At 70.4% G+C, this 20,781-nt stretch carries 3 protein-coding genes, 2 pseudogenes and 1 riboswitch; all 5 genes and pseudogenes read left to right on the top strand.

The window, feature by feature from the left end:
- Positions 1-534 precede the first annotated feature (534 nt).
- A pseudogene (locus G4H71_RS21735) lies at positions 535-7,875 on the top strand (amino acid adenylation domain-containing protein); the annotation flags it as partial.
- Positions 7,832-13,984, top strand: coding sequence for a non-ribosomal peptide synthetase (locus G4H71_RS22730; RefSeq protein ID WP_311774406.1), 6,153 nt, complete (start codon positions 7,832-7,834; stop codon positions 13,982-13,984). The pseudogene G4H71_RS21735 and the gene G4H71_RS22730, both read left to right, overlap by 44 nt.
- A gap of 54 nt (positions 13,985-14,038) precedes the next feature.
- On the top strand, positions 14,039-15,034 hold the full coding sequence (locus G4H71_RS21710) for an ABC transporter substrate-binding protein (protein WP_072739105.1): 996 nt from the start codon (positions 14,039-14,041) through the stop codon (positions 15,032-15,034).
- A 78-nt stretch (positions 15,035-15,112) separates the two neighbouring features.
- The gene (locus tag G4H71_RS21705; protein ID WP_072739106.1) at positions 15,113-16,954 is read left to right on the top strand and encodes a siderophore-interacting protein; all 1,842 of its coding nucleotides are present in this window, start codon (positions 15,113-15,115) and stop codon (positions 16,952-16,954) included.
- Between the two features lie 46 nt (positions 16,955-17,000).
- Positions 17,001-17,113, top strand: a riboswitch (cobalamin riboswitch).
- Between the two features lie 52 nt (positions 17,114-17,165).
- Positions 17,166-20,769: pseudogene (gene cobN / locus G4H71_RS21700) on the top strand (cobaltochelatase subunit CobN).
- Positions 20,770-20,781 lie beyond the last annotated feature (12 nt).

The raw sequence follows: 20,781 nt of genomic DNA, 5'->3' as shown, positions 1-20,781 counted from the left end.
GCGGACAATTGGTACCACATCCGGGATTTTCTCCGACCGGCTCACGCCTGCTGCCGGGCACCGGTCGCGCGGGCCCTGCGAGTGCCTCCCGACGGCGACACGACGAGTGCCCGGATCGGGCCGCGATGCAGATGGAGCGCCGATTCGCGGCTTCGGCGCACCGGTCTTCGGCCCGCCCGGCGGACCCGTGGGGGCGCGGCGCGGAGGCGCCCGGCACGCGGTCGGGGCGCCGGTGTCCGGGCCCCGAGCCCCACCAATGGCAGGCAAGGCTCACCTATGGTGCGAGTGTGGTCATCGATGCGACGGGTGGGGACAGGACACCACACATCGATCCGTGTCGTCGAGACCCAGGTCTCCGGGGCCGGGCATTGTGGGGCAGCGCACCGAACCCGAACCGCGAGGTCCGGACGGTAAGCAGCGCAATCGTTTTCGGATCGGTGCACGGTTTCGGCGAGTGCCGCGCGCCACCGGTCGGCTCGGGACGGACCGGCCGGCGGCGGCGCAACTGCGGAGCGACAGGAAGAACCACCCACGATGACCATGACGGAAGACCTCGGACGACGGGGCCGGACCGAACTGCTCGAGCTGACCGGTGCACAACTGGGGATCTGGAACGCCCAACGCGTGGAACCGGACTCCCCGTACTTCCTGGTCGGTGAGGTCCTCGAGATCGGCGGCACCGATTCCGAGGTGCCGATCTCGGTGTCCGGGCTGATCGCCGCGATCGACGCGACGGTCGCGGCTGCCGAGACGATGCGTCTGCGCTTCGCCGACACTCCCGACGGGCCTCGGCAATGGATCGAGCCGGCCCGGACGGTGGAGGTTCCGGTGATCGACCTGTCGGTGACATCCGATGCCGGGGGGACATCCGATGCCGGGGGGACATCCGACCCCGAGGCGAGCGCCCACAACGAGGTGGACCGGATTCGCTGGGAGGCAGCCCGGCGTTGCCGCGGGATGACCGACCGCGCCCTCTTCACCTACGCGCTCCTGCAGCTGTCGCCCACCCGGGTGTGGTGTGTGCAGCTCTACCATCACCTCATCGTCGACGGGTACTCGGCGGCGATGATCTCTCGCCGGTTCGCCGACCACTACCGGTCGATCGTCACCGACACCCCGTTGCGCAGCAAGCCGTTCGGCGCATTCGCCGACGTGGTCGCCGAGGACCTCGAGTACCGGGAATCCGACCGGTTCGCCGCCGACCGTGACTTCTGGACGACCCGGTTCACGCCGATGCCGGATCTGCGGGTGCACGCCGCGCCTGCGGGGCCCGCCCCGGACACGGTGTCCGCGCACACCGTTCTCTCCGCAGAGGCCGTGCAGCGCCTGAAGGAGATCGCCACCCAGCACCGCTGCACCTGGGCCGACGTGCTGATCGGTGGCTACGCGGGCTATCTGTCGAGACTCTGCGGAAAGCGCGATGTGGTGCTGGCCACACCGCTGATGGTCCGCACCACACGAACCATGCTGACCACTCCGGCGATGGCGGTCAACGTCCTCCCGCTGCATCTGCGGATCGATCCGACGGACCGGGTGGCGGACCTCGCCCGCAAGGCGGCCGCCGGAATGACCGAGTTGCGCCGCCACCAGCGCTACCGCGGCGCCGACCTCATCGGCGACCTGGGTGTGCCCTCGGCCGGAGCGCTGCTGCACGAGGCCGGGATCAACCTGAAGGCCTTCGATGTCGACCTGGACTTCGCCGGTGCGCGCGGGACGCTGCGCAACGTCGCGGGCGGTCCACCCGAGGAACTCGGGCTGACCGCGACACCCATCTCCGACGGTCGGCTCCTGCTCGGCTTCGAGGCGGACTGCCGAATCCTCACCCGCGAGTCGGTGACCGCACGCACCGACGCTCTGCGTGCTGTTCTCGACGGGCTCTGCGACGCTGCCGAGCCGCCGATCGGAACGATCGACCTGCGGTCCGACGGTGGCGACCCGGACTGGACTCCCGCCGCGCCGCCCGGGCACGTGGCTCCGCTCCCGACGTTGTTCGCGGACCTCGCGACCCGACACCGCGACGACGTGGTTGTCGACGACGGGTCCGCGGTGACGGCCGGTGCGCTGGCCGACCGGGTGTACCGGATCGCCCGGGTGCTGCGCAGCCGGGGCATCGGACCCGACGACGTCGTCGCCCTCGCACTGCCCCGAACCAGCGATCAGGTCGCGGCGATGTTCGCCGTCTGGGAGGCCGGGGCCGGGTACGTCGTGCTCGATCCGGACTATCCAGCCGAGCGGATCGCCGGGTTGCAGCGCCGTGCCGCGCCGGCCGCACTGATCTGCACGTCGCAGCCGCCGAGTCCGGACGCGTTGCCCGGAACCGTGATTCGTCTCGCCGACGAGGGCACGGTCGCCGAACTCGCCGGGTTCGCGCCCACCCCGCTGTCCGATCGGGAACTTGCCCGTCCGCGCCACCCGGACGACCTCGCCTACGTGCTGTTCACCTCGGGTTCGACCGGAGAGCCGAAGGGCGTGATGGTCCGGTCGGGTGGGCTCTCTCACCTGGTCCACCATCATCGGCACACTCTCTACGCGGACGCTGCCGAGCGCGCCGATGGGCGCCGACTGCGCGTCGCGCACACCACGTCCTTCGCGTTCGACGCCTCGCTGGATCCGCTGCTGTGGATCCTCGACGGGCACCGAATCCACCTGTACGGAACGCATGTCCGACAGGACGCCCACGAACAGGTGCGTGCGTTCACCGAGGACGCGATCGACGTGGTGGACACCACCCCGTCGATGGCCGCCCTGCTGGTGGGCGCGGGATTGTTCGACGGCCCCCACCGAGTGGGCACGCTGGTCGTCGGCGGCGAGGCGTTGCCGGCTTCCCTGGCAGCGCGATTGGCCGGGAGCGACGTCCGGGCGTACAACATGTACGGACCGACCGAGGCGACCGTCGACGCGATCGGCGCGACGATCGATTCCGGCTCCCCGCGGATCGGAAAGCCGCTGGCAGGCAACAGCGCGTATCTGCTCGATGCGGAACTCCGCCCCGTCGTCGACGGCGAGGTCGGTGAACTCTATCTGGCGGGGCCTCAGCTGGCTCGCGGCTACCTCGACCGCCCCGGGGCGACCGCCGACCGGTTCGTGGCCGACCCGTTCGGGTCCGGCGGGCGGATGTACCGTACCGGCGATCTGGTGCGCTGGAACCACGAGGACGGTTACCACTTCTGCGGCAGGTCCGACGACCAGGTGAAGATCCGTGGCCATCGCGTCGAACTGCGCGAGGTCGAGGCGGCGTTGACCCGGTTGCCCGGGGTGAACTCGGCCGCGGTCGTCGTCGACGGGACCGGGCCAGATGCCCGCCTGGCCGGGTATGTCGTGGCCGGGAAGGCTGCTTCCGCCAAGGAGATTCGCCGGCTCCTGTCGACGCGTGTGCCGGCCTATCTGGTGCCGTCCACGGTGCAGGTACTCGACGAACTTCCGCTGACGGTCAACGGAAAGGTCGATCACGCCCGACTTCCGGCGCCCGCGGACGCATCCTCGGCGGGGGAGGGAGCGGCGCCGCGGACGGACGCGGAGCGGGTGCTCTGCGACGTCGTCGCGGAGGTTCTCGGCCGGACCGCGGTCCCGGTCGACACGGACTTCTTCACTCTCGGCGGTGACAGTATCGCGGCGATCAACGTGAGCAGCCGGCTGCGCGGCAGGGGCGTGATCCTCACTCCGAAGCAGCTTCTCGACCAACAGGATCTCGCGACCGTGGCGGCCTCCGTCGCCACGGTGAGCGGTGCCGAGGACGTCGATCCCCGCGACGTTTCCACCGGCGTGGTTCCGGCACCTCCCGCGATGCGAGCGCTCCTGTCCGCGGGAACGATCGACGGGCACGCCCAGTGGCGTTCGGTGCAGTTCGATGTCCCGCTCAGCGAGGCCCGGGTGGTCGACGCCGCGCGTGCCGTGCTCGAGCACCATCCGGCGCTGCGGCTCGTCGTCACCGATCCGGAGACCGTGGACGTCCCGGTGGCCGGGCCCGACGTCGCGGTCGATGTCCTCACGGCGGTGGCCGAGCACAGCGCTCCCGCCGCTGCCGCCGAGTACGCCCGTGCCGCCGCGGGCCGGTTGGATCCGGCATCCGGAGCCCTGCTGCGGATCGGTCTGATACCGGTGACCGACGGGCCGGATCGTCTCGTCGTGGTGGTGCACCGGCTCGGGATCGACGACAGCTCCTGGCCCCTGCTGCTCGGCGACCTGTCGACGGCGTGCCGGTCCGGCCTGCCCGACTCCCGCCCCGGCCCGTCCTGGCGACACTGGGCCGCCGACGTGGCCCGTCGCGCAGCCGAGGGCCGCTACGACGACGAAGAGAGCCACTGGCGGGCGGTGACGGCGCTCGAGCCCCCCGCCGTGGTCGGCACCCGCTCGGACGGCGGTCCGCACCTGCCCGCCCGCCTGCACCGGGTCCACACCGATGCTGCGGTGGTCGACGCCGTGCTCGCCGGACTCCCGGCCCGATACCGGTGCCGCGCCCAGGACGTTCTCGCCGCCGCCCTCACCGTGGCGATCCGCTCGTACCTCGGCGACGGGACCGGCGATTTCCCGGTCTGGCAGACCGACGAGGGCCGTGCGGCGCTGTACCCGGACGCCCGGCCGTCGGTCGGGTGGTTCGCCGTCGACCATCCGGTGGCTGCTCCGGCGTCGCTCGTCGCGAGCGCGCCCGCCGCAGAGAATGCGGCGGCAGGCGGCGACGTCCTCGCCGCGGTGATCCGCGCGGTCAAGGCGTCGCGACTGGCGGTTCGGGACGCGGGTCTCGGGTACTGGGCGCTGTACGGGCTCCCGTCCGGGGAGGCGCGGAGCACTCGTGCGGAGTCGCCGCGAATCGCGCTCCGGTACCGCGACGATCGGTGGCCTCCGTCCGATGAGGGCTGGCACATCGCTCGCGGCGAGGAGGGAGAGTTCGCTCCCGGCGGCCCCGAGGCCTTCCTGACGGTCGAGGTCCGCGCCACGAGGGGTGTGGGACCGGAGGACGTTCTCGAGGTCGCGTGGTCGGCAGCCGGTCCCCGGATCGACGAGCCGGGGCTCGCCTCGCTCCACGAGCACTGGGACGCTGCGTTGCAGGCCCTGCTGGTGCACTCGTGCGCGACGACGGGCGGCCTCGGTGTCGAGGACTGCCCGGATCTGGTGGTGACCCAGGACCGGATCCGGGAGATCGAGGCCGAGAACGGTCCGCTCGCCGAACTCTGGCCACTGTCCCCGCTCCAGGGCGGACTGCTCGCCCACACCGCGCGTTTCGGCCCGAGCAGCACCTACACGCTGACCGCGATCGTGGATCTCGGCGGGGCCGTCGACGGCGCACGACTGCACGAGGCCTTCGCCACGGTGGTGCGGCGGCATCCCAACCTCTCGGCGAGCTTCCATCACGATCGCCTCGAACAGCCGGTACAGGCTGTTCCGCGAGAACCCTCCCTGCACTGGGAAATCACCGATCTGCGTCGCGTCCCGGCCCACGCCGCGGAGCAGGCCGTCACGCTGATCGCCGAGCGGGCATCGGCGAGGGTCTTCGACATCACGCGGAGTCCACTGCTCGCCGGGCACCTGATCCAGTTGCCGGAAGGCGAACACCGGCTGGTCATCAGCGCGCACCACCTCGTCACCGACGGGTGGTCGACCCAGGTGGTGCTGCGTGAGCTGGCCCGCGTGTACAACGACGGCGCCGAGGCGCTCGCCGAACCCGTCGGGTACGGCGAGCATCTGCAGTGGCTGGCACACCTGGATCGGGGAGGTCTCCGCGAGGCATGGCGTACCCGCCTCGCCGGGCTGACCCGAGCCACGGTCGTCGGCGGTCGAGGAGCGCCCGATCACGACGGCGCAGACCGGGCGGTGGCCGAGATCGAAGTCACGGTCGCCACCGATCTCGGGGAGCGGCTCTCCGCGTATCGCAGCACGCACGGGCTCACCCTCAACACCCTGGTACAGGGTGCCTGGTCCGCGACGCTCGCGGCCGTCACGGGACACCACGACGTCCTGTTCGGGACCCCGGTCTCCGGCCGGCCCGAGCATCTCGCCGGTGTCGAGGACATGATCGGATTGTTCAGCAACACCGTGCCGGTGCGGGTCCGTCTCGACGACAGGCCGATGCTCGAGGTGCTGCGGCACTGCCAGGCAGAGCAGTTCGAACTGGGCGATGCGAGGCAACTGGGACTGTCGGAGATCGGCGCGTGCAGCGACATCCCGTTCGGTGAGGAGCTTTTCGACACCCTCGTTCTGTTCCAGAATTACCCCGACCTCTCCGACCGCGGCACCGGAACCGGGGAGGACCGGTTGCGGATCGCCGGAGTGCGGAACCTCGGATCCACCCAGTACCCACTGTCCCTGGTGGTGCCGCCCGGTGCCGAGTTCCGGTTGGTCGTGAACCTCGACCGGAACCGGATCGACGACGCGCTGGTCGACTTCGTCACCGAACAGGTTCCCGCGGTGCTGGAACGGCTGGCCGACGCGCTGGACGCACCGGCGACCTCGTTCGTTCCCGAAGTGCCCTTCGCCCGTGGCGCGTCGGACGCGATGCGACCGTCCGTGCCGGCGTTTCCCGACGGATCGTCCGTCCCGCCGACGGACGCGGCAGTCGCCCCCGACGTACTCCGTGCGATCGGCGAGACCTTCGCCGATGTGCTCGACCTCGAGGTCGAGCCGGACGACGACTTCTTCGCGCTCGGCGGACATTCGCTCCTGGCCATGCGTGCGGTGAGCAAGCTCCGCGGCGCGGGCCTGGCGGTCAGCGTCACCGACGTCTTCGACGCCAGGACACCGCGAGCCGTCGCCGCGCGCGCCGTCCGCACGGAACCGCTTCCGGCCGCGCCGGCGGACGAGGTAGCGGCCCCGACAGAGGCAGGGCCGCAGAAGCTGTCGGACGATTCTGCGCTCTCCACCGCCCAGGAACGTCTCTGGGTGCTCCAGGAACTCGAGGGCCCGTCCCGCACCAACGACGTGCCCGTGGTGGTGCAGTTCGACGGGGCGGTCGATCCGGAGGCCCTCGCGGCTGCCTGGCGGGACCTGCTCGGCTGGCACGACATCCTGCGCACCTGCTATCCGCCCGACGAGTCCGGCGCACCGGGAACCCTGGTGCTGGACGTCGATGCCGCAGGTGGTCTGCGAACCCGGCACAGCGGCGCGGACCTGCGGGCGTCGGTGGCCGAGGAACTCACCGATCCCACGAAGGTGATCGACATCGGCAGCCAGTGCCCGTCCCGGGCGACGTTGCTCACCGGCCCCGGATGGAATGCGCTGGTGGTGGTCATCCACCACATCGCAATCGACGGCGCCTCGATCCCGATCCTGCTCGATCACCTCGCACACGCCTACGCGAGCAGGCGGGACGGCACGGTGCCGGAGAATCCGGCATCGGGACCCGCCTACGACGTGTTCGTCTGCGACGAACGCCGTCGGGGTCGCGCCGCCGACACCAGGGCCGGCCTGCGGTACTGGGAGCAGCAGCTGGCCGGGGCGCCCACGGAACTGGACCTGCCCGTCGATCGATCGCGCCCCCGTGACGCGACGCACCGCTCGGTGCGCGCGGTGACGCCCCTGTCCACCGAACTGGTCGCCGCCCTCCGCGGTGCGGTGGCCGATCGCGGAGTGACGCCACTGATGCTGCTGGAGACCGCGGTGGCGGTGACCTGGCATCGCTACGGCACCGGAGCCGACATCCCGTTCGGTATCGCCGCGTCGGATCGCGAGATGATCCGGGACGGCGCCTTCGAGAAGGCGATCGGCTACTTCGTGAACACGGTGGTGCACCGGCTCGACCTGGGTGGGGACCCGACGCTCGGTGAACTCGGACTGCGGGTCCGGCGAGTGGGCCTCGACGCCCTCGGGTATCAGAACGTGCCGTTCGATCGCGTGGTGGATGCGCTCGCGCCGCCGCGCGCGGCCGGACGGCATCCGCTGTTCCAGACGATGGTCGGCCACGATGTCGAGGTGGCGCCGGTGGAGTTCGGTGACGTCACCGGCTCGCTGTGCGAGCCCGTGGACCCGCCTGCCCGGATGGACGTGGCGCTGTGGCTGGTCGAGCGCCGGGGTGGGGGGGTTCGATCTGCAGATCACCGCGGCCGCGGACCTGTTCGATCCGGCGACCGTGGAACGCATCGCCGGCGAGGTGACGGCCGCACTCGATGCGGTGGTGACCCGCCCGGACACCCCACTGTCCGGGCTGCTGCTCACCGAACCGGTCTCCGATCCGGCCGTGCGTGTGCGGACACCCGATTCGGTGATATCCCGCTTCTACGCGCATGCCCGGCAGCGTCCCGACAGTCCCGCGATCGGGAGCGGGGGGCGCGTTCTCACCTACCGGGATGCTGCGGGCCGCGTCGACTCGGTGGCACGGGCCCTGGCTGCGGCGGGGGTGCGCCCGGGCGCGGTGGTCGGCGTCGCCGTCGATCGGGACGAGTGGCTGCCGATCGCGTTGCTGGCCGTGTTGCGGTGTGGCGCCGCGTATCTGCCGTTGGACGTGGACTATCCGCAGGAGCGGTTGCAGTACATGGTCGACGATGCGAGGCCGACCTGCGTCCTGACCACGACGGGACAGGTGCAGCGGCTCGACTGGCTCCGGTGCCCGTCGATCGTGCTGGGCGAGGGGCCGGACGGCCACGAGGACGTGTCGCTGCCGCCGATTCCGGCCGCGGGCGACGCACTCGCGTACATCATCCACACGTCCGGAACGACGGGTAACCCCAAGGGCATCATGGTGACGACCGCGAATCTCGCGGCGTTCGCCGCGACGGTCGGGGAGTACGGGCTGCTGTCGGCGGACGACCGCATCCTCGCCCTCACCACCGTGTCGTTCGACATGGCGACCCTCGAACTGATGTCGCCGTTCGCGGTGGGTGCCTTCGTCGAGATCGTGCCCCGCGCCGAGGTCGTCGATCCGGAGCGGCTGGCGGCCGTGATCGCCGCGACCGAACCGACCGTGCTGCAGGCGACCCCGTCGCTGTGGCGGATGCTGATCGCGGAGCCCGCCCTGCCCGACCTCGGTGGGATACGCGGGCTGGTCGGCGGCGAGGCCGTGCCCGCGGAGCTCGCCGCACAGATGGCAGCACGCTGCGGACAGGTCTGGAACATGTACGGACCCACCGAGGTCACGGTGTGGGCGACGGCCGGTGTGCTGACTCCGGACGGCCCCGTCACCATCGGTGGTCCGTGGACGGACGTCCGGGCACGGGTTCTGGACGATCTGCTGCGACCGGTCCCCGACGGGGGCATCGGCGAGCTGTATCTCGGCGGCACCCAGGTGGTTCGCGGGTACCTGAACCGGGCGGGAATGACCGCCACCAGATTCGTCCCGGACCCGGACGCTCCCGGCCGACGGCTCTACCGCACGGGCGATGTCGTCCGCCGCCGGGGCCCGCATCTGGAGTACCTACGGCGCGCCGACGATCAGGTGAAGGTACGCGGCTTCCGCATCGAGCTGGGCGAGGTGGAGACGGCGCTGCGCGCTCTCCCCGGTGTCCGGGACGCGGCCGCGAAGGTGATCCGTTCCGCCGACGACTCCGGACGGCTCGTCGGATACGTGGTGCCCGGTGACGGGGTCACGCCGGACGTCGCGGACCTGCGCCGCCGCCTGATCGACAACCTCCCGCAGTACCTGGTGCCGCAGTCGATCTCGATGATCGATGCGCTCCCCACCACACTGAACGGCAAGCTCGACCGGGCGCGTCTGCCCGAACCCGTCGCCGCGTCCCGCACGAGAGCGAGACCGGCCGAGGGTACGGACGCACTCGGGGAAGCAGGAGCACGCGGTGCTCTCGGGGCGCCGCAGCCTCGTCCCCGATCGACGCTCGCGCTCGTCTGCACGACCGTCGAGGACATCCTGGGTGTGCCTGCCACCGCGGACGACGAGTTCTTCGCGCTCGGCGGGGACAGCATCGGCGCCGTCCGCCTCGTCGCGGCGCTGCGCAAGAGCGGGCTGTCACTGGCTGTCGCGGACGTCTTCGACGCCGTGCCACTGAGTGTCCTCGCGGCGACGACGGTGCGCGCGGCACCGGACGCGGATCCGCTCGTTCGGGACGGCGTCCTGGTGGAACTGGACACTCGTGCCGCGGCGCGACTGCGCGAGGACTACCCGCAGTGGGAGCAGGTGCTGCCCCTGGGGCCGCTCCAGGAGGGGATGTACTTCCAGTCCCTGTCCGATCGGGCAGCCACCGGACTGGACAGCTATCACGTCCAGTACTGCTTCGACTTCCCCGCACAGGCTCCGTGCGATCTGGCCGCGCTCGAGTCCGCGACCGCGGCGTTGCTGCGCCGCTATCCGAACTTGCGTGCGGGTTTCACCCACCAGGGCTTCGACGCTCCGGTCCAGATCGTCACCCCCGCCGTCGTCCCCGTGGAGGTGGGGCCCGTCGATACGGACACCGAGATCGCGGAGTGGGCCACACGCAGCTTCGAGGAGCCCTTCGACCTCGCTCGTCCGCCGCTGTTGCGCATCACCGTGGCCGAACGCAGGGACGGCTCGCAACAGGTGATTCTCACGCATCATCACCTGCTCACCGACGGATGGTCGCAGGCGGTCATGCTCTCCGAGTTGTTCACCCTCTACGGCGTCGCCCGGGCACTCGCCCCGGTGGGGGCAGCAGACCCGTCGGGGTCCGCGGCCTGGATCGGCGGAAAGCTCGACGAGGTGCTCGACCCACCTGCGGACTACACGGATCATCTGCGGTGGCTCCGGTCCACCGATACCGAGGCTGCCGCCGCGGCGTGGGGTGATTACCTCAGCGGGCTCACCGAACCGACCCTCGTCGCCGAGGAAGCGCCGACGGGCCTGATGCTGCCGAACAGACAGAGCACAGTCGTCGCACCGGATGTCCTCGCGGGGCTGCAGGCGCTGGCACGCGAGTGCGGCGTCACGCTGTCGACCGTCATGGCCGTGGCGTGGGGGCTCGTGTTGCGGCGTGTCACCGGCCGCGACGACGTCGTGTTCGGTACCACCGTCTCCGGCCGCGATCCCTCGGTCCCGGACGTGGGCAGGATCGTGGGTCTGACGCTGAACACGGTGCCGACGCGGATGCGGCTGGCACCGGGGCTCCCGCTCGCGGAGCTGCTTTCGACCACCATGCGCGAACAGGGGCGTCTGACCGCGCACCATCACCTCGGGCTGGGACGTATCAACCGCACGACCGGACTCTCGGTGCTCTTCGATTCCCTGTACGTGTTCCGGAATCTCAACGGGCCGGAGGTGATTCGCACAGGTCGCGCCGCCGTGTTCGACAGGGCCGGAATCGTCGGCTCGCAGGCGAAGGACGCCACCCACTACGCGGTCACCGTCGACGTCGACCCCGCGAGTGCCGACGGCGACTGCCGGATCACCGTGGAGAACCGGCCGGATCTGGTCGCCGACGACGACGCCCGCCGTCTCCTGGACGTCATGGGCGAGGTACTGGGGCTGATGGGTCGGGCAGGAGCGCGCGAGGTGGTCGTCGCCGACACGGGTACCGCGCTCGCCGGCACGGATGGCACGGACGGCGACCTCGCGCCGCTGATCCCGGAACTCGTCGACGTTCCCGCGCCGGGGCAGGCGGGCGGAAGCATCGACACACTGCTGGTCGAGCGTGCGGCACTCACCCCGGATGCGCCGGCCCTCACCTGCGGTGCGGTCACGCTGACCGCCGCGCAGCTCCACGCCCGTACCGATGCGATGGCACGTGAACTCGCCGGCCGCGGTGTGGGGCCCGGCGACGTGGTGGCACTGGCGCTGCCGCGTATCGCCGACCACGTGGTGGCGATCTTCGCGGTCATGCGGGCCGGTGCCGCCTACCTGCCACTGGATCTCGGGTATCCCGCGCAGCGCCTCACGGAGCTGGTCACCGACAGCGAGGCAGGCACACTGATCACCCACGACGCGGCAACCGGCCGCTCGCGGGAGATCGTGGCCGGGCTCGTGGGTGTGGACATCGTCGATCTCGCGCATCCGTCCGTCGCGGCCGTCCTCGACGGACGGGTGGCGCCGCCCACGGTCGCTGACGAGCAGGTCTCCGGGCCGAGGTACGAGGACCAACTCGCGTACGTCATCTACACGTCCGGCTCGACCGGAAAGCCCAAGGGCGTACAGGTTCCGCACCGCGGGCTGACGACGATGTATCACAACCATCGCGACGAGATCTTCCTGCCCACCGAGGACTCGGTGGGTGGGCGACGCCTACGCGTGGCGCACACCGTCTCGTTCTCGTTCGACATGTCGTGGGAGGAACTGTTCTGGATGCTCGCCGGGCATCACGTCCACGTCATCGACGAGGAGTTTCGGCTGAATCCGGTGGCGCTGGTGCAGCACTACCGGGAGATCGGCATCGACGTGATCAACGTGACGCCGTCCTATGCGCGAGAACTGCTGTCCGGCGGGCTGCTCGACGACGAGCGTCGCCCGGTTCTGGTCATGCTCGGCGGGGAGGGGGTTCCGCAGGAACTCTGGTCGCTGTTGCGGGACACGGACGGGGTCGACGGGTACGATCTGTACGGCCCGACCGAGTTCACCATCAACGCGATGGGCTCGGCGGTCCGTGACAGTGCGAGCCCGTGTCTGGGCCGGCCGGTGCGCAACGCGCATGCGCGGGTCCTCGATTCGGGCCTGAAGCCGGTGCCCGTCGGCGCCGCCGGGGAGCTGTATCTGTCCGGCGACGGCATCGCGCAGGGGTACCTCGGCCGTGCGGGGACCACGGCGGCGACCTTCGTCGCGAACCCGTACCGGCCGGGCAGCCGCATGTACCGCACCGGCGACGTGGTCCGGCTGCGCGCCGGTGGGCGGCTCGAGTATCTGGGCCGCGCCGACCACCAGGTGAAGATCCGCGGTATCCGGATCGAGCTCGGAGATGTCGAGGCCGCCCTCGAATCGATCCCCGGCATCGCCCGTGCCGCGGCAACCGTGCGCGAGCAGGGACCGACGAAGAAGCTCGTCGGATATGTCGTCCCGGACGCCGGTTCCCCGCCCGTCGACGTGCGTTCGGAACTGCGTGATCGGGTTCCCGCACATCTGATCCCCGCCGAGATCGTGACGATCGAGTCCGTGCCGTTGACCGTCAACGGCAAACTCGACCGGGCCGCGCTGCCGGCGCCACCGCGGCGTGACGCCGCGGACACGCTTCGGACCCCGTCTCAGCAGCGCGTGGCGTCCGTCTTCGGGGCGGTGCTCGGAGTGGACGGCGTGGGCGCCGACGACAGCTTCTTCGACTGCGGTGGCGACTCGTTGACCGCCATGCGGTTGATGACGGCGTTGCATCGGGAGTTCGGGGTCGACGTGGACGTGGCGACCCTTTTGCGGCGACCGACGGTCGCCGACATCGCCGCTCACGTCGACGCTCGCGACCCCGACTCGTCGCCTGTGCAGGGCGGCACCGATCCCGGTGGCACCGAGGACGTACTGGTGCTGCGCGACGGCGGTGCCGGCGGCCCGCTGTGGTGTGTACACCCGGCGGGAGGGCTCGCCTGGCAGTTCGCGCCACTGGCCGCGGCGTTGCCGGGGGACCGGCCGGTGCTGGGCCTGCAGTTGCCGGCGACGACGACGGCGCGGGTCGTCGACGATCTGGCCCGCGAGTACCTACGGACCGTCCGCGATCGGCAACCGACCGGGCCCTACCGCCTGCTGGGGTACTCGTTCGGGGGAAACGTCGCACACGCGATGGCCGAACTGCTCGCCGAGTCGGGGGAGGACGTGGCCTTCCTGGGCGTCCTGGACGCGTACCCGGCCGGGGTCGATCTGTCGGCGGCGAGGAAGGGCTCCGTGCGGCCGGAGCAGGATCTCGAGGGAGTCCCGGAGGAGCTCGGGCGCGCACTGCAGGCGAACTTCTCCCGCACGGTCTCGATGCTGGACGCCACCACGCGCACCCCCGAGTATCGCGGTGCGCTGACGCTCTTCGCGGCGAACGCGAGTGGGCGTGGCGAGGTCATGGTGGAGCTGTGGCGCGAACACCATCGCGGTGAACTCACCGTGCATCGTCTCGACCACGACCACGGGTCGATCGTGGGCCGCGACGGATGGGCCGAGCTGGTCCCGCTGCTCGAATCGGCGGTGGAGTAACGTGCAGCCCGCGAGCCGACCGTGCGAACTGCTCGACTGCGAAAGGGAAACACAGTGACCGACAACGAGATACGCACCCGTCCCCGCAGGGCGGTGGCGGTGCTCGTCGCGCTGCTGCTCGGAGCCCTCGCGCTGACCGCGTGCAGCGCAGACGCCGCCGAGGAGGGCTCCGGCAGCGGAACCCGAGTGGTCTCCACGGCCAAGGGGGACGTGACGATCCCCGCCGAGCCCGCGCGCATCGTGGCTCTGTCCTCGGCGATCACCGGATACCTCTACACGCTCGACGCGCCGGTCGTCGCCACCGACACCCGGAGCCTGGGTGCGGAGATGGTGGACGGATTCCCGTCCCAGTGGGCGGAGAAGGCGACGGCCCAGGGAACCACGCCCCTGCCCGGCGGCGACGAGCTCAATCTCGAGGCGATCGTCGAGGCCCGACCGGATCTGATCATCGGTGGGGGGCAGGGGTTCACCTCGGCCCTGGCCGATCAGGCGTACGACCAGTTGACCAAGATCGCGCCCACGGTGCTGATCTCCCCGGAGATCACCGACTGGCGCGAGCAACTGACCCAGGTCGCCGACGCGGCGGGTGAGTCCGATCGGGTGGACGGGCTCATCGCGGCATACGACGCGAAGGTCGAGGAGGTCAGGGAGTCGATCGAGGTGCCGGGAACACCGGTGGCGTATCTGCTGTCGCTGCCCAGCAACGAGCCGACGCTGATACCGCAGACCGCGGCGCTCCCGCAGACCCTCGCCGCGGTGGGGCTGGTGCCGGACGACGTGACCACGAAAGCGAACGATCCGGACCTGTACGGCACCGGGGACTCGTTCATCCTCAGTCGAGAACTGCTGTCGTCCACGGCCGACGCGCCGGTCGTGTTCGTGATCCGACTGACCGGTCGCACCCTCGACGAACTCGCGGCCGACCCCCTGTACGCGTCGCTCCCGGCGTTCGCGGACGGCAACGTTTACGAACTGCCACCGACCAGCTACCGCTCCGATTACCAAGGAGTGATGACCACGCTGGACGAGGTGCAGCGACTGTTCGGCTGACGTGGTCGACGCCGGACGGGCCGGCGAGCTGTGGAACGAGACGAGCCGTGAAACGAGAAACGAGAGAGGGATCTACCGATGGCGACGACGGCCCGTGAGGGCACGATCTACCCGATTTCACTGCGTGAACTGGACGTGCTCGAGGTGTACGACGTGACGCCCGGCATGCGTCGGGTCGTCCTCGGCGGGCCGAATCTGCACGCGCACCGGAGGGACGGGGTGACGGTGCCTCCACTACGGACGCTCGGTTTCGACGACGACGTCAAGATTCTGCCGCCCGACCCCGCGACGGGAACCCTCGGCATCGACCTGCCCACGAACAACGACCGGGGAACGGTGGACTGGCCGCCCGGCTCGTTCGAGTACACCCGCACCTACACCGTGCGGCGGTTCGACGCGGACAGGAACGAGCTGACGATCGACTTCGCTCTGCATCGGACCGGACTCGCCTCGACCTGGGCGCGACGCGTCTCACCGGGAGAGACACTGCTGGTTGCCGGCCCCCGCCATTCGGCGGGGCTTCCGGTCGGTGCGGACTGGATGCTGATCGGGGGCGACGAGACTGCCTTGCCCGCCATCGGGCACTGCCTGGAGAAACTGCCCGCCTCGATGGCGGCGACGGTGGTGATCGAGGTCGCGGAACCCGGACATCACCAGGACCTCACCAGTGCCGCATCGGTGGACATCACGTGGCTGTACCGCAGCGAGAACGACGGTCGTTCCCGGCTGGTCGAGGCGGTACAGGGTGCGCCGTGGCGGCCCGGCCAGCCGTACCTGTGGGTGGCGGGCGAGACACTGACCATCAAGCCGCTGCGGCGTTGGGCCAAGGTGGAGAAGGAGATTCCCAAGCAGTTCGTGGAGATCGTCGGGTACTGGCGCCACCGGGAAGTGGCGACGGTGGCCGACGATCCCGAGGTGGTGGACCTCTCGGCCGAGGAGGACGCGACCTCGGCGCTGCACGAAATGTCGGAGCTGTTGCCGCCGCTGGCGCTGCGAACGGCCGTGACTCTCGGCATCTTCGAAGCGATCGACGGCGGTGCCGCGACATCCGACGACATCGCCGAGCGCTGTGGCGCGGACCCGGTGGCCCTGCGCAAACTGTTGCGGCACCTCACCCTCATGAATCTGCTCCGCTCGACGGGGACGGGCCACGAGCTCACCGAGGCCGGATCGCTCCTCGCCGATCCCGACCATTTCGTCACCGGGGCACTGCATTTCGACAGCATCCACACCCGGCTGGACCTGACCTTCCTCGGGCTCCTGGAGGCGATCCGCACCGGCCGGGCGGTCGGCTGGGAGGGTGTGACGGTCGCCGAACGGATGCAGGACCCGGTGTTCGCAGCCGATTTCCACGACGAACGAGCCCGCGACGCCCAGTACCGCGCGCCCGCCCTGCCGGACGCGGTCGACTTCTCGGGAGTCACCACGATCGGCGTGGTCGGCGAGGGCGGCGGGGTGTACGCGGACACGTTGCTGCGGATGCTCCCGCAGATTCGGGTCCGTCTGGTCGGGCTGCCGAGCGTCACCGAACGCGCCTTCGCCGATGTGTCCGCCGATCGGCGTGACCGAGTGCTACGGATCGATGCCAGCGAATTCACTCCACTCACGGAGCCGGTGGATCTGGTGGTCGCGGGCGGCGTGCTCGAGACGCTCCCGGACGGGGACGCGGCGATGCTCCTGCGCTCGTTGGGGGCGTCGTCCGGTCGTGTCGTACTGGTCACCGATCTGCTGGACCCGGACACCACCGATGATCACGACACCGAGGACGACCTTCGATTGTTGTGCCTGCACGGTGCGGGCCGGCGTACCGAGGACGAGGCCCGGGCGCTCGTCGCCTCGATCGGCGGATCGAGCGTGCGGGTCGCTCCACTCGGCTGGGGCTCGAATGTGGTCGAGTTCGAGCTTGATCGTCGCGGCTGACCGCGCCTCGTCACACGCAGGCCTCGAGGCCGCGACAGCGCCCGGTAGCATCACCGGTACTCGCGGCAGTCGGAGAGGAAACCGGTGCGAATCCGGTACGGTCGCGCCACTGTGAGCCCATCGGGCAAGTCAGACACTCTCCGCCTGCCCTGACCGACTCCACCTCTTGACCGACACCGCTGGGGCGCGAAACCCCAGGAAGGGCCGATCCGTGATCCTGCTGCTGTCGACGTCCGACACCGACCTGCTCAGTGCCCGTGCCAGTGGCGCCGATTACCGCTGGGCCAACCCGGCCCGCCTGCTCGTCGACGCGGACCTGCCCGGACTCCTCGAAGGCGCCGACCTGGTGATCGTGCGCATCCTCGGTGGGCGCCGCGCGTGGGAGGACGGCCTCGAGGCCGTCGTCGGGAGTGGCCTGCCCGTCGTGGTGCTGGGTGGTGAGCACGCGCCCGACGCCGAGCTGATGGAGTGTTCGACCGTGCCTGCCGGGGTCGTTGCCGAGGCGCACAACTATCTGGCGGAAGGTGGAGCGGACAACCTCGCCCAGCTGCACCACTTCCTGTCCGACACGGTGTTGCTGACCGGTCACGGTTTCGCCCCGCCCGCCCATCTGCCGAACTGGGGGGTCGCGGACTTCGCGCCGACCGCCGACCCGGCACGCCCCACGGTCGCGGTGCTGTACTACCGCGCCCAGCACCTGGCCGGGAACACCCGGTACGTGCAGGCGCTGTGCGAGGCCGTGGACGCGGCCGGAGCGAATCCGCTCCCGATCTTCTGCGCTTCGCTGCGCACCGCGGAGGAGGCGCTGTTGCAGACTCTCGGCACCGCCGACGCGCTGATCGTGACCGTCCTCGCCGCGGGGGGAACGAAGCCGGCGAGCGCTTCCGCCGGGGGGGGACGACGAGGCGTGGGACGTCGCCGAACTCGCGGCGCTCGACGTGCCGATCCTGCAGGGGTTGTGCCTGACGAGCAGCCGGGAAGCGTGGGAGTCCAACGACGAGGGCCTCACTCCTCTCGACGTCGCGACCCAGGTCGCGGTCCCCGAGTTCGACGGACGGGTCATCACGGTTCCGTTCTCGTTCAAGGAGATCGACGCGGACGGCCTGTCCACCTACGTTCCCGATCGCGAACGTGCGGCACGAGTGGCCGGCATCGCGGTGCGGCACGCACGGCTCCGGCACATCCCCGCGGCGCAGCGCCGCATCGCACTCATGCTGTCCGCATATCCCACCAAGCACGCCCGCATCGGCAACGCCGTCGGTCTGGACACCCCGGCGAGCGCCATCGAACTGCTTCGGGCGCTGCGGGCCGCCGGGTACGACCTGGGTCCGGAGGACGGTGACGAGGCGGTGCCCGGCCTGTCCGCAGGCGACGGCGACGCGCTCATCCACGCGCTCATCGCTGCGGGTGGGCAGGACCCGGACTGGCTCACCGCAGACCAGCTCGAGGGAAATCCGATCCGGATCTCGGCGGACCGCTATCGCGCCTGGTTCGAGCAGTTGCCCGTGGAACTTCGGGAGAGCGTCGAGGAACACTGGGGCCCGGCCCCCGGCGAACTGTACGTGGACCGGTCGCAGGATCCGCGCGGCGAGATCGTCATCGCGGCACTGCAATTCGGAAACATCGTGCTCATGGTGCAGCCGCCCCGCGGGTTCGGCGAGAACCCGGTCGCGATCTACCACGACCCGGACCTGCCGCCCAGCCACCACTACCTGGCGGCGTACCGGTGGATCGCGGCCGAGTCGGCTGCCGGGGGTTTTCATGCCGACGCGATCGTGCACCTCGGCAAGCACGGCAATCTGGAGTGGCTACCGGGCAAGACACTCGGTATGTCCGCTGCCTGTGGCACCGATGCGGCGCTCGGCGATCTGCCGCTGATCTACCCCTTCCTGGTGAACGACCCGGGGGAGGGCACCCAGGCGAAGCGCCGCGCGCACGCCACCCTCGTGGATCACCTGATCCCGCCGATGGCGCGCGCCGAGAGCTACGGCGACATCGCGCGGCTCGAACAGCTCCTGGACGAGCACTCGAACATCTCCGCGCTCGACCCGGCCAAGCTGCCCGCCATCCGTCAGCAGATCTGGACGTTGATGCGTGCGGCGAAGATGGATCACGACCTGGGCCTGACCGAGCGTCCCGAGGAGGACGTGTTCGACGACATGCTGCTGCACGTGGACGGCTGGCTGTGCGAGATCAAGGACGTCCAGATTCGGGACGGCCTGCACATCCTCGGGCAGGCGCCGGAGGGCGATGCCGAGATCGATCTGGTCGTCGCGATGCTCCGGGCCCGGCAGATGTGGGGTGGCGAGCAATCGGTCCCTGGTCTGCGCGAAGCCCTGGGGCTCAGTGAGAACGGTGACGAGTCCCGCACCCGGGTCGACGACATCGAGCAGCAGGCGCAGGCGCTGGTGCGTGCGATGGCCGACCGTGGGTGGGATCCGGCGACCGCCGACGAGGTGACGGACGACCCGACCGTCGCGAAGATCCTCCGGTTCGCCGCCACCGAGGTGGTGCCCCGGCTGCGGGAAACCGATGGCGAGATCGAGGGGGTCCTGCACGCACTCGACGGCGGTTTCATCCCCGCGGGACCGAGCGGGTCGCCCCTGCGCGGGCTGATCAACGTGTTGCCCACCGGCCGCAATTTCTACTCGGTGGACCCGAAGGCGGTTCCCTCCCGGCTGGCGTGGGAGACCGGTCAGGCCATGGCGGAATCGCTGCTCGCGAGGTACCGCGCCGATCACGGTGACTGGCCGCGCTCGGTGGGGCTGTCAGTGTGGGGCACCTCCGCGATGCGGACGTCCGGCGACGACATCGCCGAGGTCTTCGCCCTGCTCGGGGTGCGCCCCGTGTGGGACGAGGCGAGCCGCCGCGTGGTCGATCTCGAGGCCGTGGACCCGGACGAGCTCGGCAGGCCGCGTATCGACGTGACCGTCCGGATCAGTGGCTTCTTCCGGGACGCGTTCCCGCACGTGCTCGCGCTGCTCGACGACGCCGTGCGGCTCGTGGCCGGACTCGACGAACCGGACGAGCAGAACTTCGTGCGTGCCCACGCCCGTGCGGATCTGGCGGATCACGGTGACGAACGCCGCGCCACCACTCGCATCTTCGGTTCCAAGCCGGGAACCTACGGCGCCGGGCTGTTGCAACTGATCGACTCGAAGAGCTGGCGTGGGGACCAGGATCTCGCCGACGTCTACACCACCTGGGGCGGATTCGCGTACGGACGGGGCCTCGACGGTGTCCCCGCCGCGGACGACATGCGCTCGGCGTACCGCCGGATCACCGTGGCCGCGAAGAACACCGACACCCGTGAACACGACATCGCGGATTCGGACGACTACTTCCAGTACCACGGCGGCATGGTCGCCACGGTGCGGGCGCTCACCGGATCGGATCCGGAGGCCTACATCGGCGACAGCACCCGGCCGGACGCCGTGCGCACCCGGACTCTCTCGGAGGAGACGGCCCGGGTGTTCCGGGCCCGTGTGGTCAACCCGCGCTGGCTCGAGGCGATGCGCCGTCACGGATACAAGGGGGCGTTCGAGATGGCGGCGACGGTCGACTATCTCTTCGGCTACGACGCGACGACCAACGTGGTGGCCGACTGGATGTACGAGAAGCTCGCCGAGTCCTATGTCCTCGACGAGCAGAACCGCAAGTTCATGGAGCAGTCCAACCCGTGGGCGCTGCACGGTATCGCGGAGCGGCTGCTCGAGGCCGCCGAACGTTCGATGTGGGAGGCACCCGAGCAGGAGACCCTCGACGCGCTGCGGCAGGTGTACCTCGAGACCGAGGGCGAGCTCGAAGGGGAATAGCCGCGCCGGTGC

The sequence above is a fragment of the Rhodococcus triatomae genome (genome assembly GCF_014217785.1).
GTDB classification, from domain to species: domain Bacteria; phylum Actinomycetota; class Actinomycetes; order Mycobacteriales; family Mycobacteriaceae; genus Rhodococcus_F; species Rhodococcus_F triatomae.
This window is presented reverse-complemented; position numbering and strand designations above follow the sequence as displayed.

Excerpts from the sequence above, each read along its gene's own strand:
- G4H71_RS22730 (WP_311774406.1), top strand. The coding sequence starts at position 7,832 with ATGCGCTCGCGCCGCCGCGCGCGGCCGGACGGCATCCGCTGTTCCAGA.
- G4H71_RS21705 (WP_072739106.1), top strand. The coding sequence starts at position 15,113 with ATGGCGACGACGGCCCGTGAGGGCACGATCTACCCGATTTCACTGCGT.